This window comes from Kitasatospora sp. NPDC092039, from assembly GCF_044756065.1.
Classification (GTDB): Bacteria; Actinomycetota; Actinomycetes; order Streptomycetales; family Streptomycetaceae; genus Kitasatospora.
In genome coordinates this window covers 325,843-346,981 of the sequence record NZ_JBIVSD010000007.1, presented here as the reverse complement: position 1 = coordinate 346,981, position 21,139 = coordinate 325,843, and the positions used below count along the sequence as shown (strand labels likewise).

At 73.1% G+C, this 21,139-nt stretch carries 2 protein-coding genes (1 of these 2 cut by a window edge); both read left to right on the top strand.

What is annotated here, in order from left to right; all coding sequences use genetic code 11:
* On the top strand, window positions 1-998 hold the 3' portion of the coding sequence (locus tag ACIQI7_RS17220; protein WP_401110390.1) for an amino acid adenylation domain-containing protein. Its footprint begins 11,971 nt before the window's first position; only the last 998 of its 12,969 coding nucleotides appear in the window; its start codon lies off the left edge, out of view; the stop codon is at window positions 996-998.
* Window positions 998-21,139 carry a non-ribosomal peptide synthase/polyketide synthase gene (locus ACIQI7_RS17215; protein ID WP_401110387.1) on the top strand — a complete coding sequence of 6,714 codons (20,142 nt, stop codon included), beginning with the start codon at window positions 998-1,000 and terminating at the stop codon, window positions 21,137-21,139. The genes ACIQI7_RS17220 and ACIQI7_RS17215 overlap by 1 nt, the downstream gene beginning before the upstream one ends.

Sequence of the window (21,139 nt, the reverse complement as noted above, 5' to 3'; positions counted from 1 at the left end):
CCGTCCAGGCGGCGGCGGTGGCGCAGTGGCGCGAGCGCAACCCCGGTGTCGCGGTGGTGGACCACTACGGCCCGACGGAGGCGACGGTCGGCTGCACGGACTTCGTGCTGCCGGAGGAGCTGGACGGGTCGGAGATCGTCCCGATCGGCCGGCCGATGTGGAACACCCGCGCCTACGTGCTGGACGGCTCCCTGCGTCCGCTTCCGGTCGGTGTCCCCGGTGAGCTGTACATCGCCGGCGTGCAGCTGGCGCGCGGCTACCTGGGACGCCCGGACCTGACGGCCGAGCGGTTCGTGGCCTGCCCGTTCGGGGAGGCCGGCGAGCGGATGTACCGCACCGGCGACCTCGCCCGCTGGCGGGCCGACGGCACCCTCGACTACCTCGGTCGCACCGACGACCAGGTGAAGGTGCGCGGCTTCCGCATCGAGCTGGGCGAGATCGAGGCCGCCCTGCTCGCCCGCCCGGGCGTGGCCCAGGGCGTGGTGATCGTCCGCGAGGACGTGCCCGGCGACAAGCGGCTGACCGCCTACGCCGTCCCGGCCGCCGGCGCCGGGCTGGACCCGGCCGGGGTCAAGGCCGCCCTGGCCACCGTGCTGCCCGACTACATGGTCCCGTCGGCAGTCGTGCTCATGGACGCGCTGCCGCTGACCGTCAACGGCAAGCTCGACCGCCGCGCCCTGCCGGCCCCGGACCGCACCGCCGAACTCGAGGCCTCCTACCGCGCCCCCAGGACGCCCGAGGAGACCCTCCTGTGCGAGGCCTTCGCCGAAGTGCTCGGGCTGGAGCGGGTCGGCATCGACGACAGCTTCTTCGAGCTCGGCGGGCACTCCCTACTGGCCACCCGGCTGGTCAGCCGGATCCGTTCGGCCCTGGAGGTCGAACTGCCCCTCCGGGCGATCTTCGAGAGCCCCACCGTGGCGGGCCTTTCGTCCCACATCAACCGTCCCAAGCGCACCAGGCCCGCCCTGCGTCGTCGCACCAGGCAGGAGGAGATCTGATGATCCCGTTGTCGTACGCTCAGCAGCGGCTGTGGTTCCTCGGGCAGTTGGAGGGGCCGAGCGACACCTACAACATCTCGCTGCCCCTGCGGCTGCGCGGCGCCCTCGACCGCGACGCCCTGCGGGACGCCCTGCGGGACGTGGTGGAGCGCCACGAGGTCCTGCGGACCGTCTTCCCGGCCAAGGACGGCAAGCCGTACCAGAAGGTCCTCGCCCCCGACCTGGCCCGGATCGACCTGCCGGTGACCGAGGTGGCCGCCGCCGACCTGCCGGCGGCCCTGGCCGAGGCGGCCAGGCACACCTTCGACCTGGAGCACGACATCCCGCTGCGGGCCTGGCTGTTCGCCACCGCGCCGGACGACCACGCGCTGATCGTCGTGGTGCACCACATCGCCAGCGACGGCTGGTCCAGGGGCCCGCTCGCCCGGGACCTCTCGGTCGCCTACGCGGCGCGCCTCGGCGGGCAGGCGCCCGAGTGGGAGCAGCTCGAGGTCCAGTACGCCGACTACACCTACTGGCAGCAGGACGTCCTCGGCGCCGACGACGACCCGGAGAGCCTGCTCAACGAGCAGCTGGCGCACTGGCGCCAGGCGCTCGCGGGCATGCCGCACGAGCTCGAACTGCCGGTGGACCGGCCGCGACCCACCCGGGCCTCACACGTCGGCGGCGTGGTCGACCTGACCGTGCCCGCCGACCTCCACGGGCGGCTGGTGCGGACCGCCAAGGCCGAGGGCGCCACCGTCTTCATGGCGGCGCAGGCCGCCCTCGCGGTGCTGCTGTCGCGGCTCGGCGCGGGCGACGACATCCCGATCGGTGTGCCGATCGCCGGGCGCCTGGACGAGGGCCTGCACGACCTGGTCGGCCTGTTCGTCAACACCCTGGTGCTCCGCGCCCGGGTGGCCGACCAGGCCACCTTCCGGGAGCTGCTGCGGCAGGTCCGGGAGACGTCGCTGGAGGCGTTCTCCCACCAGGAGCTGCCGTTCGAGCGCCTGGTCGAGGACCTGGCGCCGGCCCGCTCGATGTCCCGCCACCCGCTGTTCCAGGTCACCCTCAGCGTCCAGAACAACGCGGACGCCGTGCTGCGGCTGCCCGGCCTGGAGGTCGAGCCGCTGAGCGGAGACCAGCGCCCGGCCAAGTTCGACCTCGACGTCCAGCTCAGCGAGCGGTTCGACGCCCAGGGCCGGCCCGCCGGCCTGGCCGGCAGCATCACCTTCGCCGCCGACCTGTTCGACGCGGCGACCGTCGAGGCGATGGCCCGGCGGTTCGTCCAGGTCCTCGACTCGGTGATCGAGCACCCCGACCAGCCGCTCGGACTGCTGGAGGTGACCAGCCCGGCCGAGCGCCACCGCCTGCTGGACACCTGGCACACCCCCGCGCGCAGCACCCGCCCGGCGGCTACCCTGCCGGAGCTCTTCGCGGCGCAGGTGGATCGGACGCCGGACGCCGTCGCCGCGGTCTTCGGCGAGGAGCGGATCCGCTACGCGGAGCTGGCCGAGCGTTCGGACGCGCTGGCCGCCCTGCTGGTCCGGCACGGCGTCGGGCCCGAGACGTCCGTCGCGGTCTGCCTCGAACGCTCGCTCGACCTGGTCGTGGCCCTGCTCGCCGTGCTGAAGGCCGGCGGCGCCTACCTGCCGATCGACCCGGCCTCGCCGTCGGACCGCATCAGCTTCGTGTTCGCGGACTGCGCACCCTCCCTGGTGATCACCTCCACCGCGTCGGCCGGCGCGGTCGCGCACGAGGACGCCGTCCGCCGGGTGGTCCTGGACGACCCGGAGACCCGCGCCCTGCTGTCCGCCGGCAAGGGCGACGCGGCCCTGCCGGCCGAGGTCCCCGGCGCGCTCTCCCCGGCGAACGCCGCGTACATCATCTACACCTCGGGTTCCACCGGCCGCCCCAAGGGCGTCGTCGTCCCGCACGGGAACGTGGTGCGGCTGCTCGACGAGACGCAGCCGTGGTTCGAGTTCGGCGCCGACGACGTGTGGACCTGGTTCCACTCCTTCGCCTTCGACTTCTCGGTGTGGGAGCTGTGGGGCGCCCTGCTCTACGGCGGCCGGCTGGTCGTCGTGCCGGTCGAGGTGTCCAGGTCGCCGGCGGAGTTCCTGCGCCTGCTGGTGAACGAGGGCGTCACCGTCCTCAACCAGACCCCGTCCGCGTTCTACCAGCTGGCCCAGGCCGAGGCCCAGAGCCCGGCCCTCGGAGCCGAACTCCGGCTGCGCACCGTCGTGTTCGGCGGCGAGGCGCTGGACGCCGGCCGCCTGCGCGAGTGGTACGCGCGGCACCGGGACGACGCCCCGAGGCTCGTCAACATGTACGGCATCACCGAGACGACCGTGCACGTCAGCCACCTCCGGCTCGACGAGTCGACGGCGGCCGACGGCTCCCTGGGCAGCCCGATCGGCGAGGGCATCCCCGGACTGCGCGTCTACGTGCTGGACGCCGGACTGCGGCCGGCCCCGGTCGGCGTGCCGGGCGAGATGTACGTCGCGGGCGGCCAGCTGGCACGCGGCTATCTGAACCGTCCGGGCCTGTCGGCGGAGCGCTTCGTGGCCTGCCCGTTCGGCGGCGCCGGCGAGCGGATGTACCGCACCGGCGACCTCGCCCGCTGGCGCGAGGACGGCACGCTGGAGTACCTGGGCCGCACCGACGACCAGGTGAAGATCCGCGGCTTCCGGATCGAGCTGGGCGAGATCGAGGCGGCCCTGCTGGGGCAGCCGGACGTCGCCCAGGCCGCCGTGATCGTCCGCGAGGACGTGCCCGGCGACAAGCGGCTCACCGCCTACGTGGTGCCGGCCACCGGCGCGGGGACCGACACCGCCGTGCTGCGCGGCGCCCTCGCGACCATGCTGCCGGAGTACATGGTCCCGTCCGCGGTCGTGGTCCTGGAGACGCTTCCGCTGACCGTCAACGGCAAGCTGGACCGCCGGGCCCTTCCGGCGCCGGACCGCGGGGCGCTGCCGGGGGCCTCCTACCGGGCGCCGCGCACGCCGGACGAGGAACTCCTCTGCGAGGTGTTCGCCGACGTGCTCGGACTGGAGCGGGTCGGCATCGACGACAACTTCTTCGAGCTGGGCGGGCACTCGCTGCTGGCGGTGACGCTGGTCGAGCGGCTGCGCTCGCGCGGCCTGCCGGTGTCGGTGAAGGCGCTGTTCCAGGCCCCGACGCCCGCCGGGCTGTCGGCGGCGGACGAGGCCGCCCGGGCGTTCGTGGTGCCGGAGAACCGGATCCCGGACGGCGCGACCGTCCTCACCCCGGACATGGTCACCCTCGCCGAGCTGAGCCCGGCGGACCTCGACCGGATCGTGGAGCAGGTCCCCGGCGGTGCGGCGAACATCGCCGACGTCTACCCGCTGGCGCCGCTGCAGGAGGGAATCTTCTTCCACCACCTGCTGGACGCCGAGCAGGGCCGCGACGTCTACATCCTGCCGACCGTGCTGGCCTTCGACTCCCGCGAGCGGGTCGACGCGTTCGTCACCGCACTCCAGGCGGTCGTCGACCGCCACGACATCCTGCGGACGGCCGTGCTGTGGGAGAACCTGCCCCAGCCGCTCCAGGTCGTGCTGCGACAGGCCTCCCTGCCGGTGCACGAGGTCATGCTGTCCGGTGGCGCCGACGACTCCGGTGACGACGCGGTGGCCCGGCTGCTGGCGGCCTGCCCGCCCGCGATGGACATCCGCCGCGCACCCATGGCGGATCTGACGATCACTCAGGACCTTGCTGCTGAGCGCTGGTTGATGGCGCTGCGCAGCCACCACCTGACGCGTGACCACACCGCGCTGGAGATCCTGCTGGACGAGGTGCGCGCGCACCTGGACCAGGACGTCGAGCGGCTGCCCGAGCCGGCGCCGTACCGCGACTTCGTCGCCCACGCCCGCCTCGCCGTCACCCCGGAGCAGCACCGCGCCTACTTCGAGCGTGCGCTCGCCGACGTCGAGGAGCCCACCGCGCCCTACGGCGTGCTGGACACCCACGGCGACGGCAGCGACACCGGCGAGGCCGTCGTCGAGCTGTCGGCCGACCTGGCCGACCGCGTCCGCGAGCAGGCCCGCCGCCACGGCGTCAGCGCGGCCGCGTTCTTCCACCTCGCCTGGGCACGCGTCGCCGCCGCCACCACCGGCCAGACCCACCCCGTCTTCGGCACCGTGCTGCTCGGCCGGATGGACGCCGGCGGCACCGCGCACCGGACGCCGGGTCTGTACATCAACACCCTGCCGATCCGGATCGACGCCACCCGTCCGCTGGACGCCGGACTGCGCGCCGTCCAGGTCCAGTTGGGCGAGCTGCTGCGGCACGAGCACGCCCCGCTGACCCTCGCCCAGCAGGCCACCGGCGTCCCCGCCCAGAGCCCGCTGTTCACCTCGCTGCTCAACTACCGCCACAGCCCGGGCGCCGCGAACGAGGGCACCGGACTCGCCGGCATCCAGGTGCTGTACGGGCACGAGCGGACCAACTACCCGCTCACGGTGTCGGTGGACGACACCGTCGTCGGCTTCCGGCTCTCCGTGCAGGCCGTTCCCGCGATCGACCCGGACGTGGTCTGCGGCCTGCTGCACACCGCCGTCGAGCGCCTGGCCGGCGAGCTGGAGCAGGACTCCCGCATCCCGCTCGACCGCCTCCCCGTCCTCGGCGACCGGCAGCGCGACCAGCTGCTGACCGCCTGGAACGACACCGCCGCCGAGCTGCCGGCCGCGACCCTGCCCGGGCTCTTCGAGGCGCAGGCCGCCCGCACGCCGGACGCCACCGCGCTGGTCACCGCCGACGGCAGCCTGACCTACGCGGAGCTGAACGAGCGGGCCAACCGCCTGGCACACCTGCTGGCGGCCGACGGCGTCGGCCCCGAGCACCTGGTGGCCGTCTGCCTGCCGCGCTCGACCGAGCTGGTCGTGTCGCTGCTGGCCGTCTCCAAGGCGGGCGCGGCCTACCTGCCGCTCGACCCGGACTACCCGGTCGAGCGCCTGGCGGCGACCCTGGCCGACGGGCGCCCCACCGCCCTGCTCACTGACAGCGTGACGACGGGCGAGGCCCTGGCCGCCGACGCGGGCGTCCGACGGATCGACCTCGACAGCCCGGAGACCGTCGACGCGCTCGGCGCACAGCCGGTGTCGAACCCGCGGCGCCCCGGCCACCGGCCGGAGAACCCGGCGTACGTCATCTTCACCTCCGGCTCGACCGGCCGCCCCAAGGGCGTCGTCGTCCCGCACAGCGCGCTGAACAACTTCCTCGCGGCGATGGGCCACCACCTGCGGGTCACCGAGCAGGACCGGCTGCTGGCCGTGACCACCATCGGCTTCGACATCGCCGGGCTCGAACTGCACCTTCCGCTGGTGTCCGGCGCCGCCGTCGTCCTCGCCGACCGCGACGAGGTGCGCGACCCGGACGCCCTGCGCTCTCTGCTCGTGCGCGAGGCCGTCACCGTCATGCAGGCCACGCCCAGCCTGTGGCGGGCGCTGGCGGACGACGACGTCCTGCGGTCCGTCCGGGCCTTGGTCGGCGGCGAGGCGCTGCCCGGCGAGCTCGCCCGTACCCTGGCGGGCACCGCCGCCTCCGTCACCAACCTGTACGGCCCGACCGAGACGACCATCTGGTCCACGGCCTCGACCGTCTCGGCGGACACCCCGGTCTCCATCGGCCGGCCCGTCCTCAACACCCGGGTGTACGTGCTGGACGCCGCCCTGCGGCCGGTCCCGGTCGGTGTGCCCGGTGAGCTGTACATCGCCGGCAGCGGCCTGGCGCGCGGCTACCTCAACCGTCCGGGCCTGTCGGCGGAGCGCTTCGTGGCCTGTCCGTTCGGGGAGGCCGGCGAGCGGATGTACCGCACCGGCGACCTCGTGCGCTGGCGCGAGGACGGCACGCTGGAGTACCTGCGCCGCACCGACGACCAGGTGAAGGTGCGCGGCTACCGCATCGAGCTGGGCGAGATCGAATCCGCCCTGCTCGACCGGGCGGGCGTCGCCCAGGCCGTCGCCGTCGTCCGCGAGGACGTCCCGGGCGACAAGCGCATCGTCGCCTACGTCGTTCCGGACGCGGCCGTGGCCGTGCGGGCCGATGCCGCCGAGCTGCGGGACGCGCTCGCGGTGACGCTGCCCGACTACATGGTCCCGTCCGCCGTGGTCGTGCTGGACGAGCTCCCGCTGACCGCGAACGGAAAGATCAACCGCCGGGGCCTGCCCGCGCCGGACCGGGCGGCCCTGCTGGAGGCGTCCTACCGGGCGCCGCGCACCCCGGACGAGGAGCTGCTCTGCGAGGTGTTCGCCGAGGTCCTCGGGCTGGAGCGGGTCGGCATCGACGACAACTTCTTCGAGCTGGGCGGTCACTCGCTGCTGGCCGTGAAGCTGGTCGAGCGGCTGCGCGCCCGGGGCCTGCAGGTGTCGGTGAAGGCGCTGTTCCAGACGCCGACGCCGCTCGGACTGGCGGCCGTCGACGCGGGTCAGGTGTTCGTGGTGCCGGAGAACCGGATCCCCAAGGACGCCACCGTTCTGACGCCGGACATGGTCACGCTGGCCGAGGTCACCGAGGACGATCTCGCGCGGATCGTGGAGTTCGTCCCGGGTGGTGCGGCGAACGTCGCGGACGTCTACCCGCTGGCGCCGCTGCAGGAGGGGATCTTCTTCCACCACCTGCTGGACGCCGACCAGGGCCGTGACATCTACGTCTTCCCGACGGTGCTGGCCTTCGACTCCCGTGAGCGGGTCGACGGTTTCGTGTCCGCGCTGCAGTCGGTGGTGGACCGGCACGACATCCTGCGGACGGCCGTTCTGTGGGAGGGGCTCTCGCAGCCGCTGCAGGTCGTGCTGCGGCAGGCTCCGCTGGCGGTCTCCGAGATCGTCCTCACGGCCGGTGGTGCCGGTGACGACGCGGTGGCCGAGCTGTTGGCGGCCTGCCCGTCCGCGATGGACATCCGCACGGCACCGCTGATCGACCTGACGGTCAGTCGTGACGCCGCTGGTGAGCGGTGGTTGGTCGCTCTGCGCAGTCACCACCTGATCCGCGACCACCAGGCGCTGGAGATCCTGCTGGACGAGGTGCGGGCGCACCTGGAGGAGGACGTCGAGCGGCTCCCGGAGCCGGCGCCGTACCGCGACTTCGTCGCCCACGCGCGCCTGGCCGTCACCCCGGAGCAGCACCGCACCTACTTCGAGCGGGTCCTGGGCGAGGTGGAGGAGCCGACCGCGCCCTACGGGGTGCTGGACACCCACGGCGACGGCAGCGAGACCGCCGAGACGGTCGTCGAGCTGTCGGACGAGCTGGCGGAGCGCGTCCGCGAGCAGGCGCGCCGCCACGGCGTGAGCGCGGCGGCGTTCTTCCACCTGGCGTGGGCGCGCGTCGCGGCGGCGACGACGGGGCAGGCGCACCCGGTGTTCGGCACCGTGCTGCTGGGCCGGATGGACGCCGGGGACACGGCGAGCCGTACCCCGGGTCTGTACATCAACACCCTGCCGATCCGGGTCGACGCGACCCAGCGGCTGGACGCCGGACTGCGGTCGGCGCAGGCGCAGTTGGGCGAGCTGCTGACCCACGAGCACGCCCCGCTGACCCTGGCGCGACAGGCGACCGGCCTGCCGGCCCAGAGCCCGCTGTTCACCTCGCTCCTCAACTACCGCCGTACCCTCGCCACCGAGGCCGGGGCCGACGGCGGAACGGCGCGGACGATCGCCGGAATCCAGCTCCTCCGCGCTCAGGAGCGGACGAACTACCCGTTGACGGTGTCGGTGGACGACAGCGGTGTCGGGTTCCGGTTCACCGTGCAGGCGTGCGCTCCGATGGATTCGGACGTGGTGTGCAGTCTGCTGTGCACGGCGGTGGAGAACCTGGTCGGCGGGCTGGAGCAGGATTCCGCCACCACGCTCGACCGGATCGCCGTTCTCGACGGCGCGCAGCGGGAGTCGGTGCTGCGAGGGTGGAACGACACTGTGCGTGAGGTGGCGGCGGGGACGCTGCCGGGCCTGTTCGAGGCGCAGGTGGCGCGGACGCCGGATGCGGATGCGGTGGTGTTCGGCAGCGGTGCGGCGCGTGAGGTGGTGTCGTACGCGGAGTTGAACGAGCGGGCGAACCGTCTGGCGCACCTGCTGGTGGCGGAGGGCGTCGGTCCGGAGCATCTGGTGGCGGTGTGCCTGCCGCGCTCGACCGAGCTGGTGGTGGCGTTGCTGGCGATCGAGAAGGCGGGGGCGGCGTATCTGCCGCTGGATCCGGACTATCCGGCGGAGCGTCTGGCCTCGACCTTGGAGGACGGGCGTCCGACGGTGCTGGTCACCGACAGTGTGACGATGGACGGGGCGCTGTCGGCGGGTGTCCGTCGGATCGACCTGGGCAGCCCGGAGACCGTCAACGCGCTTGCCGTGCAGCCGGTTTCGGATCCGGTGCGTGCGGGTCACGGGCCGCAGAGCCCGGCGTACGTCATCTACACCTCCGGATCGACGGGGCGTCCGAAGGGTGTGGTGGTCGCGCACGACGGTGTGGTGAACCGCCTGGCGTGGATGCAGGACGACTACCGGCTCACGCCGTCGGACCGGGTGCTGCAGAAGACGCCGGTCGGGTTCGACGTCTCCGTGTGGGAGTTCTTCTGGCCCCTGACCACGGGCGCGACGCTGGTGGTGGCGCGTCCGGACGGGCACCGCGACCCGGCCTACCTGGCGGAGGTGATCCGGGCGGAGGGTGTGACGGTCGCGCACTTCATCCCGTCGATGATGCAGGTCTTCCTGCTGGAGCCGGCCGCCCGTACCTGCACCTCGCTGCGCGCGGTGTTCGCCAGTGGTGAGGCGTTGTCGCCGGAGCTGCGGGACGCGTTCCTGCGGGATCTGGGTGTTCCGCTGCACAACCTGTACGGGCCGACGGAGGCGTCGATCGACGTCACGGCGTGGGAGTGCGTGCCGGGTACGGCGACGGTGCCGATCGGCGGGCCGGTCGGCAACACCCAGGTGTATGTGCTGGACGCGGCTCTGCAGCCCGTTCCGGTCGGTGTGGCAGGTGAGTTGTACCTCGCCGGTGTGCAGTTGGCGCGTGGCTATCTGAACCGTCCGGGCCTGTCGGCGGAGCGTTTCGTGGCGTGCCCGTTCGGCGCGCCGGGGGAGCGGATGTACCGCACGGGTGACCTGGCGCGTTGGCGCGAGGACGGCACCCTGGACTATCTCGGTCGCACCGACGACCAGGTGAAGGTGCGTGGTTACCGCATCGAGCTGGGCGAGATCGAGGCGGCCGTCCTCGGCCGGCCGGGTGTCGCGCAGGCGGCCGTGATCGTCCGCGAGGACGTCCCCGGCGACAAGCGCATCGCCGCCTACGTCGTCCCGGCCGTGGACGCGGAGGTGGATGTCGTCGCCCTGCGGGACGCGCTCGCGACTACGCTTCCCGACTACATGGTCCCGTCCGCGATCATGACGCTGGACGAACTCCCACTGACCGTCAACGGCAAGCTCGACCGCCGCGCTCTCCCGGCGCCGGACCGCGGCGCGCTGTCGGAGGCGTCCTACCGGGCGCCGCGCACGGCGGACGAGGAACTGCTCTGCGAGGTGTTCGCCGACGTTCTCGGTCTGCCCCGGGTCGGCATCGACGACAACTTCTTCGAGCTGGGCGGCCACTCCTTGCTGGCGGTCACCCTGGTCGAGCGACTGCGCTCACGGGGCCTGCAGGTGTCGGTGCGGGCGCTGTTCCAGGCCCCGACGGCGGCCGGACTCGCGGCCGTCGACGCGGGTCAGGCGTTCGTGGTCCCGGAGAACCGGATCCCGAAGGACGCCACCGTTCTGACGCCGGACATGGTCACGCTGGCCGAGGTCTCCGAAGACGATCTCGCGCGGATCGTGGAGTTCGTCCCGGGTGGTGCGGCGAACGTCGCCGACGTCTACCCGCTGGCGCCGCTGCAGGAGGGGATCTTCTTCCACCACCTGCTGGACGCGGAGCAGGGCCGTGACGTCTACATCCTGCCGACTGTGCTGGCCTTCGACTCCCGTGAGCGGGTCGACGCGTTCGTGACCGCACTCCAGGCGGTTGTCGATCGGCATGACATCCTGCGGACGGCCGTGCTGTGGGAGAACCTGCCCCAGCCGCTCCAGGTCGTGCTGCGGCAGGCGGAGTTGCCCGTCCACGAGGTCACCCTGTCCGGTGACTCCGGCGGCGACGCGGTGGCCCGGCTGCTGGCGGCCTGCCCGCCCGCGATGGACATCCGTCGCGCACCCATGGTCGACCTGACGATCACTCAGGACACCGCTGATGGCCGCTGGTTGATGGCCCTGCGCAGCCACCACCTCACCCGCGACCACCAGGCCCTGGAGATCCTGTTCGACGAGGTGCGCGCACACCTGGAGCACGAGGAGGACCGCCTGCCCGAGCCGGCGCCCTACCGCGACTTCGTCGCCCACGCGCGCCTGGCCGTCACCCCGGAGCAGCACCGCGCCTACTTCGAGCGCGCCCTGGGCGACGTCGAGGAGCCCACCGCGCCCTACGGCGTGCTGGACACCCACGGTGACGGCAGCGACACCGGCGAGGCCGTCGTCGAGCTGTCGGCCGACCTGGCCGACCGGGTCCGCGAGCAGGCGCGCCGCCACGGCGTCAGCGCGGCCGCGTTCTTCCACCTCGCCTGGGCGCGCGTCGCCGCCGCCACCACCGGCCAGACCCACCCCGTCTTCGGCACCGTGCTGCTGGGCCGGATGGACGCCGGGGACACGGCGAGCCGCACCCCGGGCCTGTACATCAACACCCTGCCGATCCGGGTCGACGCGACCCAGCCGCTGGTGGCGGGTCTGAAGGTGGCGCAGCAGCAGTTGGGTGAGCTGCTGCGCCACGAGCACGCCCCGCTGACCCTCGCCCAGCAGGTGACCGGCGTTCCGGCGCAGAGCCCCCTGTTCACCTCGCTCCTCAACTACCGCCACAGCCTGCCCAGCCCTCAGCCCGACCAGCAGGGGGCTTCCGGTGGCGGGACCACGGGCATCGACATCGTGTACGCCTCCGAGCGGACGAACTACCCGCTGACGGTGTCGGTCGACGACACCGGTGTCGGGTTCCGGTTCACCGTGCAGGCGTGCGCGCCGATGGATTCGGACGTGGTGTGCGGTCTGCTGTGCACGGCGGTGGAGAACCTGGTCGGCGGGCTGGAGCAGGACTCCGCCACCACGCTCGACCGGATCGCCGTTCTCGACGGCGCCCAGCGGGAGTCGGTGCTGCGCGGCTGGAACGACACCGCCCGCGAGGTGCCGGCCGCGACGCTGCCGGAGCTGTTCGAGGCGCAGGCCGCGCGGACGCCGGATGCGGACGCGGTGGTGTTCGGCAGCGGTGCGGCGCGCGAGGTCGTCTCGTACGCCGAGTTGAACGAGCGGGCGAACCGCCTCGCGCACCTCCTGATCGAGGACGGTGCCGGCCCCGAGCACCTGGTGGCGGTCTGCCTGCCGCGCTCGGTGAACCTGGTCGTGGCGCTGCTGGCGATCGGCAAGGCCGGGGCGGCGTACCTGCCGCTGGACCCGGACTACCCGGCCGACCGCCTCGCCTCCACCCTGGAGGACGGCCGTCCGACCGCCCTGGTCACCGACAGCGTGACGATGGACGGGGCCCTGGTGGCGGAGTCGGGCGTCCGGCGGATCGACCTGGACGCCGCGGGGACCGCCGACGCGCTGGCCGCGCAGTCGGGTGCGAATCCGGAGCGCCCGGGCCACCGCCCGGAGAGTCCGGCGTACGTCATCTACACCTCCGGTTCCACCGGCCGCCCCAAGGGCGTGGTGATCTCCCACCAGGGGATCGTCAACCGCCTCTCCTGGGGTCAGCAGGACTACCGGCTGACGCCGTCGGACCGGGTGCTGCAGAAGACGCCGGTCGGGTTCGACGTCTCCGTGTGGGAGTTCTTCTGGCCGCTGATCACGGGCGCGACCCTGGTGGTGGCGCGTCCGGACGGGCACCGCGACCCGGCCTACCTGGCGGAGGTGATCCGCGCGGAGGGCGTGACCGTCGCGCACTTCATCCCGTCGATGATGCAGGTCTTCCTGCTGGAGCCGGCCGCCCGCACCTGCACCTCGCTGCGCGCGGTGTTCGCGAGCGGTGAGGCGCTCTCGCCGGAGCTGCGGGACGCGTTCCTGCGGGACCTGGGCATCCCGCTGCACAACCTGTACGGGCCCACCGAGGTGTCCATCGAGGTCACCGCCTGGGAGTGCGTGCCGGGTACGGCGACCGTCCCGATCGGCGGTCCGGTCGGCAACACCCGTGCGTACGTGCTGGACGCCGCGCTGCGTCCGGTGCCGGCCGGAGTGGCGGGCGAGCTGTACATCGCCGGTGTGCAGCTGGCGCGCGGGTACCTCAACCGCCCGGGTCTGACGGCGGAGCGCTTCGTGGCCTGCCCGTTCGGGGAGGCGGGGGAGCGGATGTACCGCACCGGTGACCTCGCCCGCTGGCGCGAGGACGGCACGATCGACTACCTGGGCCGTACCGACGACCAGGTGAAGGTGCGTGGCTACCGCATCGAGCTGGGCGAGATCGAAGCCGGTCTGCTCGGCCAGGCGGGTGTCGCCCAGGCGGCCGTGATCGTCCGCGAGGACGTCCCCGGCGACAAGCGCATCGCCGCCTACGTGGTGCCCGCCGCCGGTACGGAGGTGGACACCGCCGAGATCCGGGCGGGCCTGGGCGCCGTACTGCCCGAGTACATGGTCCCGTCCGCGGTCATGGTGTTGGACGCCCTGCCGCTGACCGTCAACGGCAAGCTCGACCGCCGCGCCCTGCCGGTGCCCGACCGGACGGAGCTGCTGGAGTCGTCCTACCGGGCGCCGCGCACCGCGGACGAGCAGCTGCTCAGCGAGGTGTTCGCCGAAGTGCTCGGGCTGGAGCGGGTCGGCATCGACGACAACTTCTTCGAGCTGGGCGGCCACTCGCTGCTGGCGGTGACGCTGGTCGAGCGGCTGCGGGCGAGCGGTCTGCCGGTGTCGGTGAAGGCCCTGTTCCAGGCCCCGACGCCGGCGGCGCTGGCCGCCGTCGACGCGGGTCAGTCCTTCGTGGTGCCGGAGAATCGGATCCCGAAGGACGCGACGACGCTCACTCCGGACATGATCACCCTCGCCGAGCTGAGCCCCGCGGACCTCGACCGTCTCGTGGAGCAGGTCCCCGGTGGCGCGGCGAACATCGCCGACGTCTACCCGCTCGCCCCGCTGCAGGAAGGCATCTTCTTCCACCACCTGCTGGACGCCGACCAGGGCCGCGACGTCTACATCGTCCCGGTGGTCCTGGGCTTCGACTCCCGCGAGCGGGTCGACGCCTTCGTCACCGCGCTCCAGCACGTCGTCGACCGGCACGACATCCTGCGGACGGCCGTGCTGTGGGAGAACCTGCCCCAGCCGCTCCAGGTCGTCCTGCGGCAGGCCCCGGTGGCGGTCGAGGAGGTCGTCCTCACCGGGAAGACCGGCGCCGACGTGGTGGCCGAGCTGCTGGCGGCGTGCCCGCCGTCGATGGACATCCGCCGCGCCCCGATGATGCAGCTCGTCGTCGCGCGGGACCCGGGCCAGGACCGCTGGCTGATGGCCCTGCAAAGCCACCACCTGATCCGGGACCACCAGGCCCTGGAGATCCTGTTCGACGAGGTGCGCGCGCACCTGGAGCAGGAGCAGGACCGCCTGCCGGAGCCGGCGCCGTACCGCGACTTCGTGGCGCACGCCCGCCTGGCGGTCACGGCCGACCAGCACCGCGCGTTCTTCGAGCGCGCTCTGGGCGAGGTGGAGGAGCCGACCGCGCCGTACGGGGTGCTGGACACCCACGGCGACGGCAGCGAGACCGGCGAGGCCGTGGTCGACCTCTCGGGCGAGCTGGCCGACCGGGTCCGGGAGTTGGCGCGCCGCCACGGTGTGAGCGCGGCGGCGTTCTTCCACCTGGCGTGGGCGCGGGTGGCCGCGGCGACGACGGGGCAGACGCACCCGGTGTTCGGCACCGTGCTGTTCGGCCGGATGGACGCCGGGGACACGGCGAGCCGCACTCCGGGCCTGTACATCAACACCCTGCCGATCCGCATCGACGCGACCCAGTCGCTGCTGGCGGGGCTGAAGGTCACCCAGCAGCAGCTGGGCGAGCTGCTGCGACACGAGCACGCCCCGCTGACCTTGGCCCAGCAGGCGACCGGCGTTCCGGCGCAGAGCCCGCTGTTCACCTCGCTCCTCAACTACCGCCACAGCCGCACGGCCGCCACGCACCAGACCGTCCTCGCGGGCGTCACCCCGCTGTTCGGGCAGGAGCGGACGAACTACCCGCTGACGGTGTCGGTCGACGACACCGGTGTCGGGTTCCGGCTGACGGTGCAGGCGTGCGCGCCGATGGACTCGGACGTGGTCTGCGACCTGTTCGAGGCCCTGGTGGAGCGACTCGCCGACGGGCTGGAGCGTGAGCCCGATCTGACGCTGGACCGGGTCTCGGTCCTGGACGGCGCGCAGCGGGAGTTGGTGCTGCGGGGGTGGAACGACACTGTGCGTGAGGTGGCGGCGGGGACGCTGCCGGGGTTGTTCGAGGCGCAGGTGGCGCGGACGCCGGACGCCACGGCCGTGGTGTTCGGCAGTGGTGCGGCGCGTGAGGTGGTGTCGTACGCGGAGTTGAACGAGCGGGCGAACCGTCTGGCGCACCTGCTGGTGGCGGAGGGCGTTGGTCCGGAGCATCTGGTGGCGGTGTGCCTGCCGCGCTCGGTGGATCTGGTCGTGTCGTTGCTGGCGATTGAGAAGGCGGGGGCGGCGTACCTGCCGCTGGACCCGGACTATCCGGCGGAGCGTCTGGCCTCCACTCTGGAGGACGGGCGTCCGACGGTGCTGGTCACCGACAGTGTGACGATGGACGGGGCGCTGTCGGCGGGTGTCCGTCGGATCGACCTGGACGCGGCTGAGACGGTCAACGCTCTTGCCGTGCAGCCGGTTTCGGATCCGGTGCGTGCGGGTCACGGCCCGCAGAGCCCGGCGTACGTCATCTACACCTCCGGGTCGACGGGGCGTCCGAAGGGTGTGGTGGTCGCGCACGACGGTGTGGTGAACCGCCTGGCGTGGATGCAGGACGACTACCGGCTCACCGCGTCGGACCGGGTGCTGCAGAAGACGCCGGTCGGGTTCGACGTCTCCGTGTGGGAGTTCTTCTGGCCGCTGACCACCGGTGCGACGCTGGTGGTGGCGCGTCCGGACGGGCACCGCGACCCGGCCTACCTGGCGGAGGTGATCCGGGCGGAGGGTGTGACGGTCGCGCACTTCATCCCGTCGATGATGCAGGTCTTCCTGCTGGAGCCGGCCGCCCGCACCTGCACCTCGCTGCGCGCGGTGTTCGCCAGTGGTGAGGCGTTGTCGCCGGAGCTGCGGGACGCGTTCCTGCGGGATCTGGGTGTTCCGCTGCACAACCTGTACGGGCCGACGGAGGCGTCGATCGACGTCACGGCGTGGGAGTGCGTGCCGGGTACGGCGACGGTGCCGATCGGCGGGCCCGTGGGCAACACCCAGGTGTACGTGCTGGACGCGGCTCTGCAGCCCGTTCCGGTCGGTGTGGCAGGCGAGTTGTACCTCGCCGGTGTGCAGTTGGCGCGTGGCTACCTGAACCGTCCGGGCCTGTCGGCGGAGCGTTTCGTGGCGTGCCCGTTCGGCGCGCCGGGGGAGCGGATGTACCGCACCGGCGACCTCGCCCGCTGGCGGGCCGACGGCACCCTCGACTATCTCGGTCGCACCGACGACCAGGTGAAGGTGCGTGGCTACCGCATCGAGCTGGGCGAGATCGAGGCGGCCGTCCTCGGCCGGCCCGGTGTCGCGCAGGCGGCCGTGATCGTCCGCGAGGACGTCCCCGGCGACAAGCGCATCGCCGCCTACGTCGTCCCCGCCGCCGGTGCCGAGATCGACACCGCCGAAGTCCGGGCCGGGCTGGGTGCCGTACTGCCGGAGTACATGGTGCCGTCCGCGATCATGACGCTGGACGAGCTCCCGCTGACGGTCAACGGAAAGCTCGACCGCCGCGCTCTGCCGGCCCCCGAGGTCACCGCGATCCAGGAGGCCTACCGCGCACCGCGTACGGTGGACGAGCAGGTGGTCTGCGAGGTGTTCGCCGACGTTCTCGGTCTGCCCCGGGTCGGCATCGACGACAACTTCTTCGAGCTCGGCGGCCACTCCCTGCTGGCGGTCACCCTGGTCGAGCGACTGCGCTCACGGGGCCTGCAGGTGTCGGTGCGCGGACTGTTCCAGGTGCCGACGCCCGCCGGGCTGGCGGCTGCCGAGACCGGCCAGGCGTTCGTGGTCCCGGAGAACCGGATCCCGGACGGCGCGACCGCACTCACTCCGGACATGGTCACCCTCGCCGAGCTGAGCCCCACGGACCTCGACCGGATCAGCGCGGCGGTCCCGGGCGGTGCGGCGAACGTCGCCGACGTCTACCCGCTGGCGCCGCTGCAGGAGGGGATCTTCTTCCACCACCTGCTGGACGCCGACCAGGGCCGCGACGTCTACATCGTCCCGGTGGTCCTGGGCTTCGACTCCCGCGAGCGGGTCGACGCGTTCGTGACCGCACTCCAGGCGGTTGTCGATCGGCATGACATCCTGCGGACGGCCGTGCTGTGGGAGAACCTGCCCCAGCCGCTCCAGGTCGTGCTGCGACAGGCCGATTTGCCCGTCCACGAGGTCACCCTGACCGGTAGCGCCGGCGACTCCGGCGGCGACGCGGTGGCCCGGCTGCTGGCGGCGTGCCCGCCGTCGATGGACATCCGCCGCGCACCCATGGTCGATGTGACGATCACTCAGGATGCGGCTGATGGCGGCTGGTTGATGGCCCTGCGCAGCCACCACCTCACCCGTGACCACCAGGCCCTGGAGATCCTGTTCGACGAGGTGCGCGCACACCTGGAGCACGAGGAGGACCGCCTGCCCGAGCCGGCGCCGTACCGCGACTTCGTCGCCCACGCCCGCCTGGCCGTCACCCCGGAGCAGCACCGCGCCTACTTCGAGCGCGCCCTGGGCGACGTCGAGGAGCCCACCGCGCCCTACGGCGTGCTGGACACCCACGGCGACGGCAGCGACACCGGCGAGGCCGTCGTCGAGATGTCGGACGAGCTGGCGGAGCGCGTCCGCGAGCAGGCCCGCCGCCACGGCGTCAGCGCGGCCGCGTTCTTCCACCTCGCCTGGGCGCGCGTCGCCGCGGCCACCACCGGCCAGACCCACCCCGTCTTCGGCACCGTGTTCCTCGGCCGGATGGACGCCGGCGGCACCGCGCACCGGACGCCGGGCCTGTACATCAACACCCTGCCGATCCGGATCGACGCCACCCGCCCGCTGGACGCCGGACTGCGCGCCGTCCAGGTCCAGTTGGGCGAGCTGCTGCGGCACGAGCACGCCCCGCTGACCCTCGCGCAGCAGGCCACCGGCCTGCCTGCCCAGAGCCCGCTGTTCACCTCGCTGCTCAACTACCGCCACAGCCCGAGTGCGTCGGGTGAGGGGACCGGCCTCGCCGGGATCCGGGTGCTGTACGGGCACGAGCGGACCAACTACCCGCTCACCGCCTCGGTGGACGACACCGGTGCCGGCTTCCGGCTCTCCGTGCAGGCGGGTTCGCCGATCGACCCGGACGTCGTGTGCGGCCTGCTGCACACGGCGGTCGAGAACATGGTCGACGCGCTGGAGCAGGACGCCCGTACGCCGCTGCGGCGGGTCCCGGTCCTCGACGGCCGGCAGCGCGACCTGCTGCTGACCGCGTGGAACGACACCGCCTCCGAGGTCCCGGCTGCGACGGTCGGGGCGCTCTTCGAGGCGCAGGTGGCGCGGATGCCGGAGGCGGTCGCGGTGGCCGCCGACGGGGTCGAGGTGTCCTACCAGGAGCTGGACGTCCGGGCGAACCGGCTGGCGCACCTGCTGGTGTCGCGGGGCGTGGGCGCGGAGTCGGTGGTCGGCGTCTGCCTGGAGCGCGGGGTCGAGCTGATGGTCGCGCTGCTGGCGATCGTCAAGGCGGGCGGGGCGTACATGCCGATCGACCCGGCGTACCCGGCGGACCGCATCGGCTACATGCTGGAGGACGCGGCGCCGGTGACGGTGCTGGCCTCGTCGGCCACGGCGTCGGTGCTGCCCGGTTCCGGCACGCTGGTCCTGGACGCGCCGGAGACGGTGGCGGAGCTGGCCGGTCTGGACGGCGGCGCGCTGGTGGGCCGCGTGGTGCGGACCGCGGACGCGGCGTACGTGATCTACACCTCCGGGTCGACCGGCCGCCCCAAGGGCGTGCTGGTGTCCCACGCCGGTGTGGCGAGCCTGGTGGCCGGCCAGGTGCGCTACCTGGGGGTCGGCTCCGGTTCGAGGGTCGGGCAGTTCGCCTCGGCGGGCTTCGACACCTTCGGCTGGGAGTGGTTCATGGCCCTGCTGACCGGTGCGGCCCTGGTGGTGATCCCGCAGGACCGCCGGCTGGGCGAGGCCCTGCCGCACTTCCTGGCGGAGCAGCGGGTCACCCACGTGACGCTGCCGCCGGCCGTGCTGGCGACCCTGGACGAGCGGTCGATCGCCGACGACGTCGTCCTGGTGACCGCCGGTGAGGCCTGTCCGCCGGACGTGATGGCCCGCTGGATGCGGGACCACCGGGTGTTCAACTCGTACGGTCCGACCGAGACGACGGTGGACGCCACGATGTGGCCGTGCGACCCGTCGGCGGGCGAGGTGTCGATCGGTTCGCCGGTGGTCGACACCCGGGTGTTCGTGCTGGACGAGTTCCTCGCACCGGTTCCGGTCGGGGTGCCCGGTGAGATGTACGTGGCGGGTGCCGGTCTGGCCCGGGGCTACCTGGGCCGCCGGGGCCTGACGGCGGAGCGGTTCGTGGCCTGCCCGTTCGGTGCTCCGGGGGAGCGGATGTACCGCACCGGCGACCTGGCGCGCTGGCGTGCGGACGGGACGCTGGACTACCTGGGCCGCACCGACGACCAGGTGAAGATCCGCGGCCACCGGATCGAGCTGGGCGAGATCGAGGAGGCCCTGCTCGGCCGGTCCGGGATCGCCCAGGCCACCGCGATCGTCCGTGAGGACGTTCCGGGGGACCGCCGCATCGCCGCCTACGTGGTGCCCGCCGCCGGTGCGCGGGTGGACACCGCCGAGGTCCGGGCGGGGCTGGGCGCGGTGCTGCCGGAGTACATGGTCCCGTCCGCGATCACGGTGCTGGCGGCGCTGCCGCTGACCGTCAACGGCAAGCTGGACCGCCGGGCGCTTCCGGCGCCGGACCGGTCGGAGTTGCTGGAGGCGTCCTACCGGGCGCCGCGCACCGCGGACGAGCGGGTGGTCTGCGAGGTGTTCGCCGAGGTCCTCGGGCTGGAGCGGGTCGGCATCGACGACAACTTCTTCGAGCTGGGCGGCCATTCGCTGCTGGCGGTGACGCTGGTCGACCGGCTGCGGTCGACGCTCGGGGTCGTGGTCGGGGTCCGGAACCTCTTCGAGGGCCCGACGGTCGAGTCCCTGGTCCGGGGGCTGAGCCGGCCGGCGGGCGTGGAGGGGCTCAAGGTCCTGCTCCCGTTGCGCGCGGGTGGCGAGCGCCCGCCGTTCTTCGCGGTGCACCCGGCCGGCGGCCTCAGCTGGTGCTACGCGCCGCTGACCGGGATCATGCCCGAGGAGTGGCCGCTGTACGGCCTCCAGGCGCGCGGTCTGAGCGAGCCGGGCGCGCTGCCGGGCTCCGTCAAGGAGATGGCGGCGGACTACGTCGAGCAGATCCGCGCGGTGCAGCCGAGCGGCCCGTACCACCTGCTGGGCTGGTCGCTGGGCGGCGTGGTCGCGCAGGAGATGGCGGTGCAGCTGCAGGCCGTCGGCGAGGAGGTCGGCGCGCTGGTGGTGCTCGACGGCTACCCGTCGGTCCACGTGGAGCAGGGCGTGGACGAGCCCGGGATCGAGGAGGTCGACTGGACCGACGCCGTCCTGCGGGTCGGCGAGCGCTTCGGGCTCGACCTCTCCGAGGAGGAGCTGGCCGTGGCCGAGGGCGTCCGGGCGAACAACGTGGAGATCGCGACGGCGCACGTCCCCGGCACGTTCCGGGGCGACCTGGTCCACGTGGCGGCGCTGCTGGACAAGCCGGCCGGCACGGCGCTCGGGGCCCGCTGGGCGCCGTACGCCACCGGTGAGGTCGTGCAGACGACCCTGCCGTGCCGGCACCACGAGCTGGCCCAGCCGGAGGCGCTGCGCGCGGCCTGGGCCGCGACCGACCGGTGGCTGGAGGGCACGGAGGGCTAA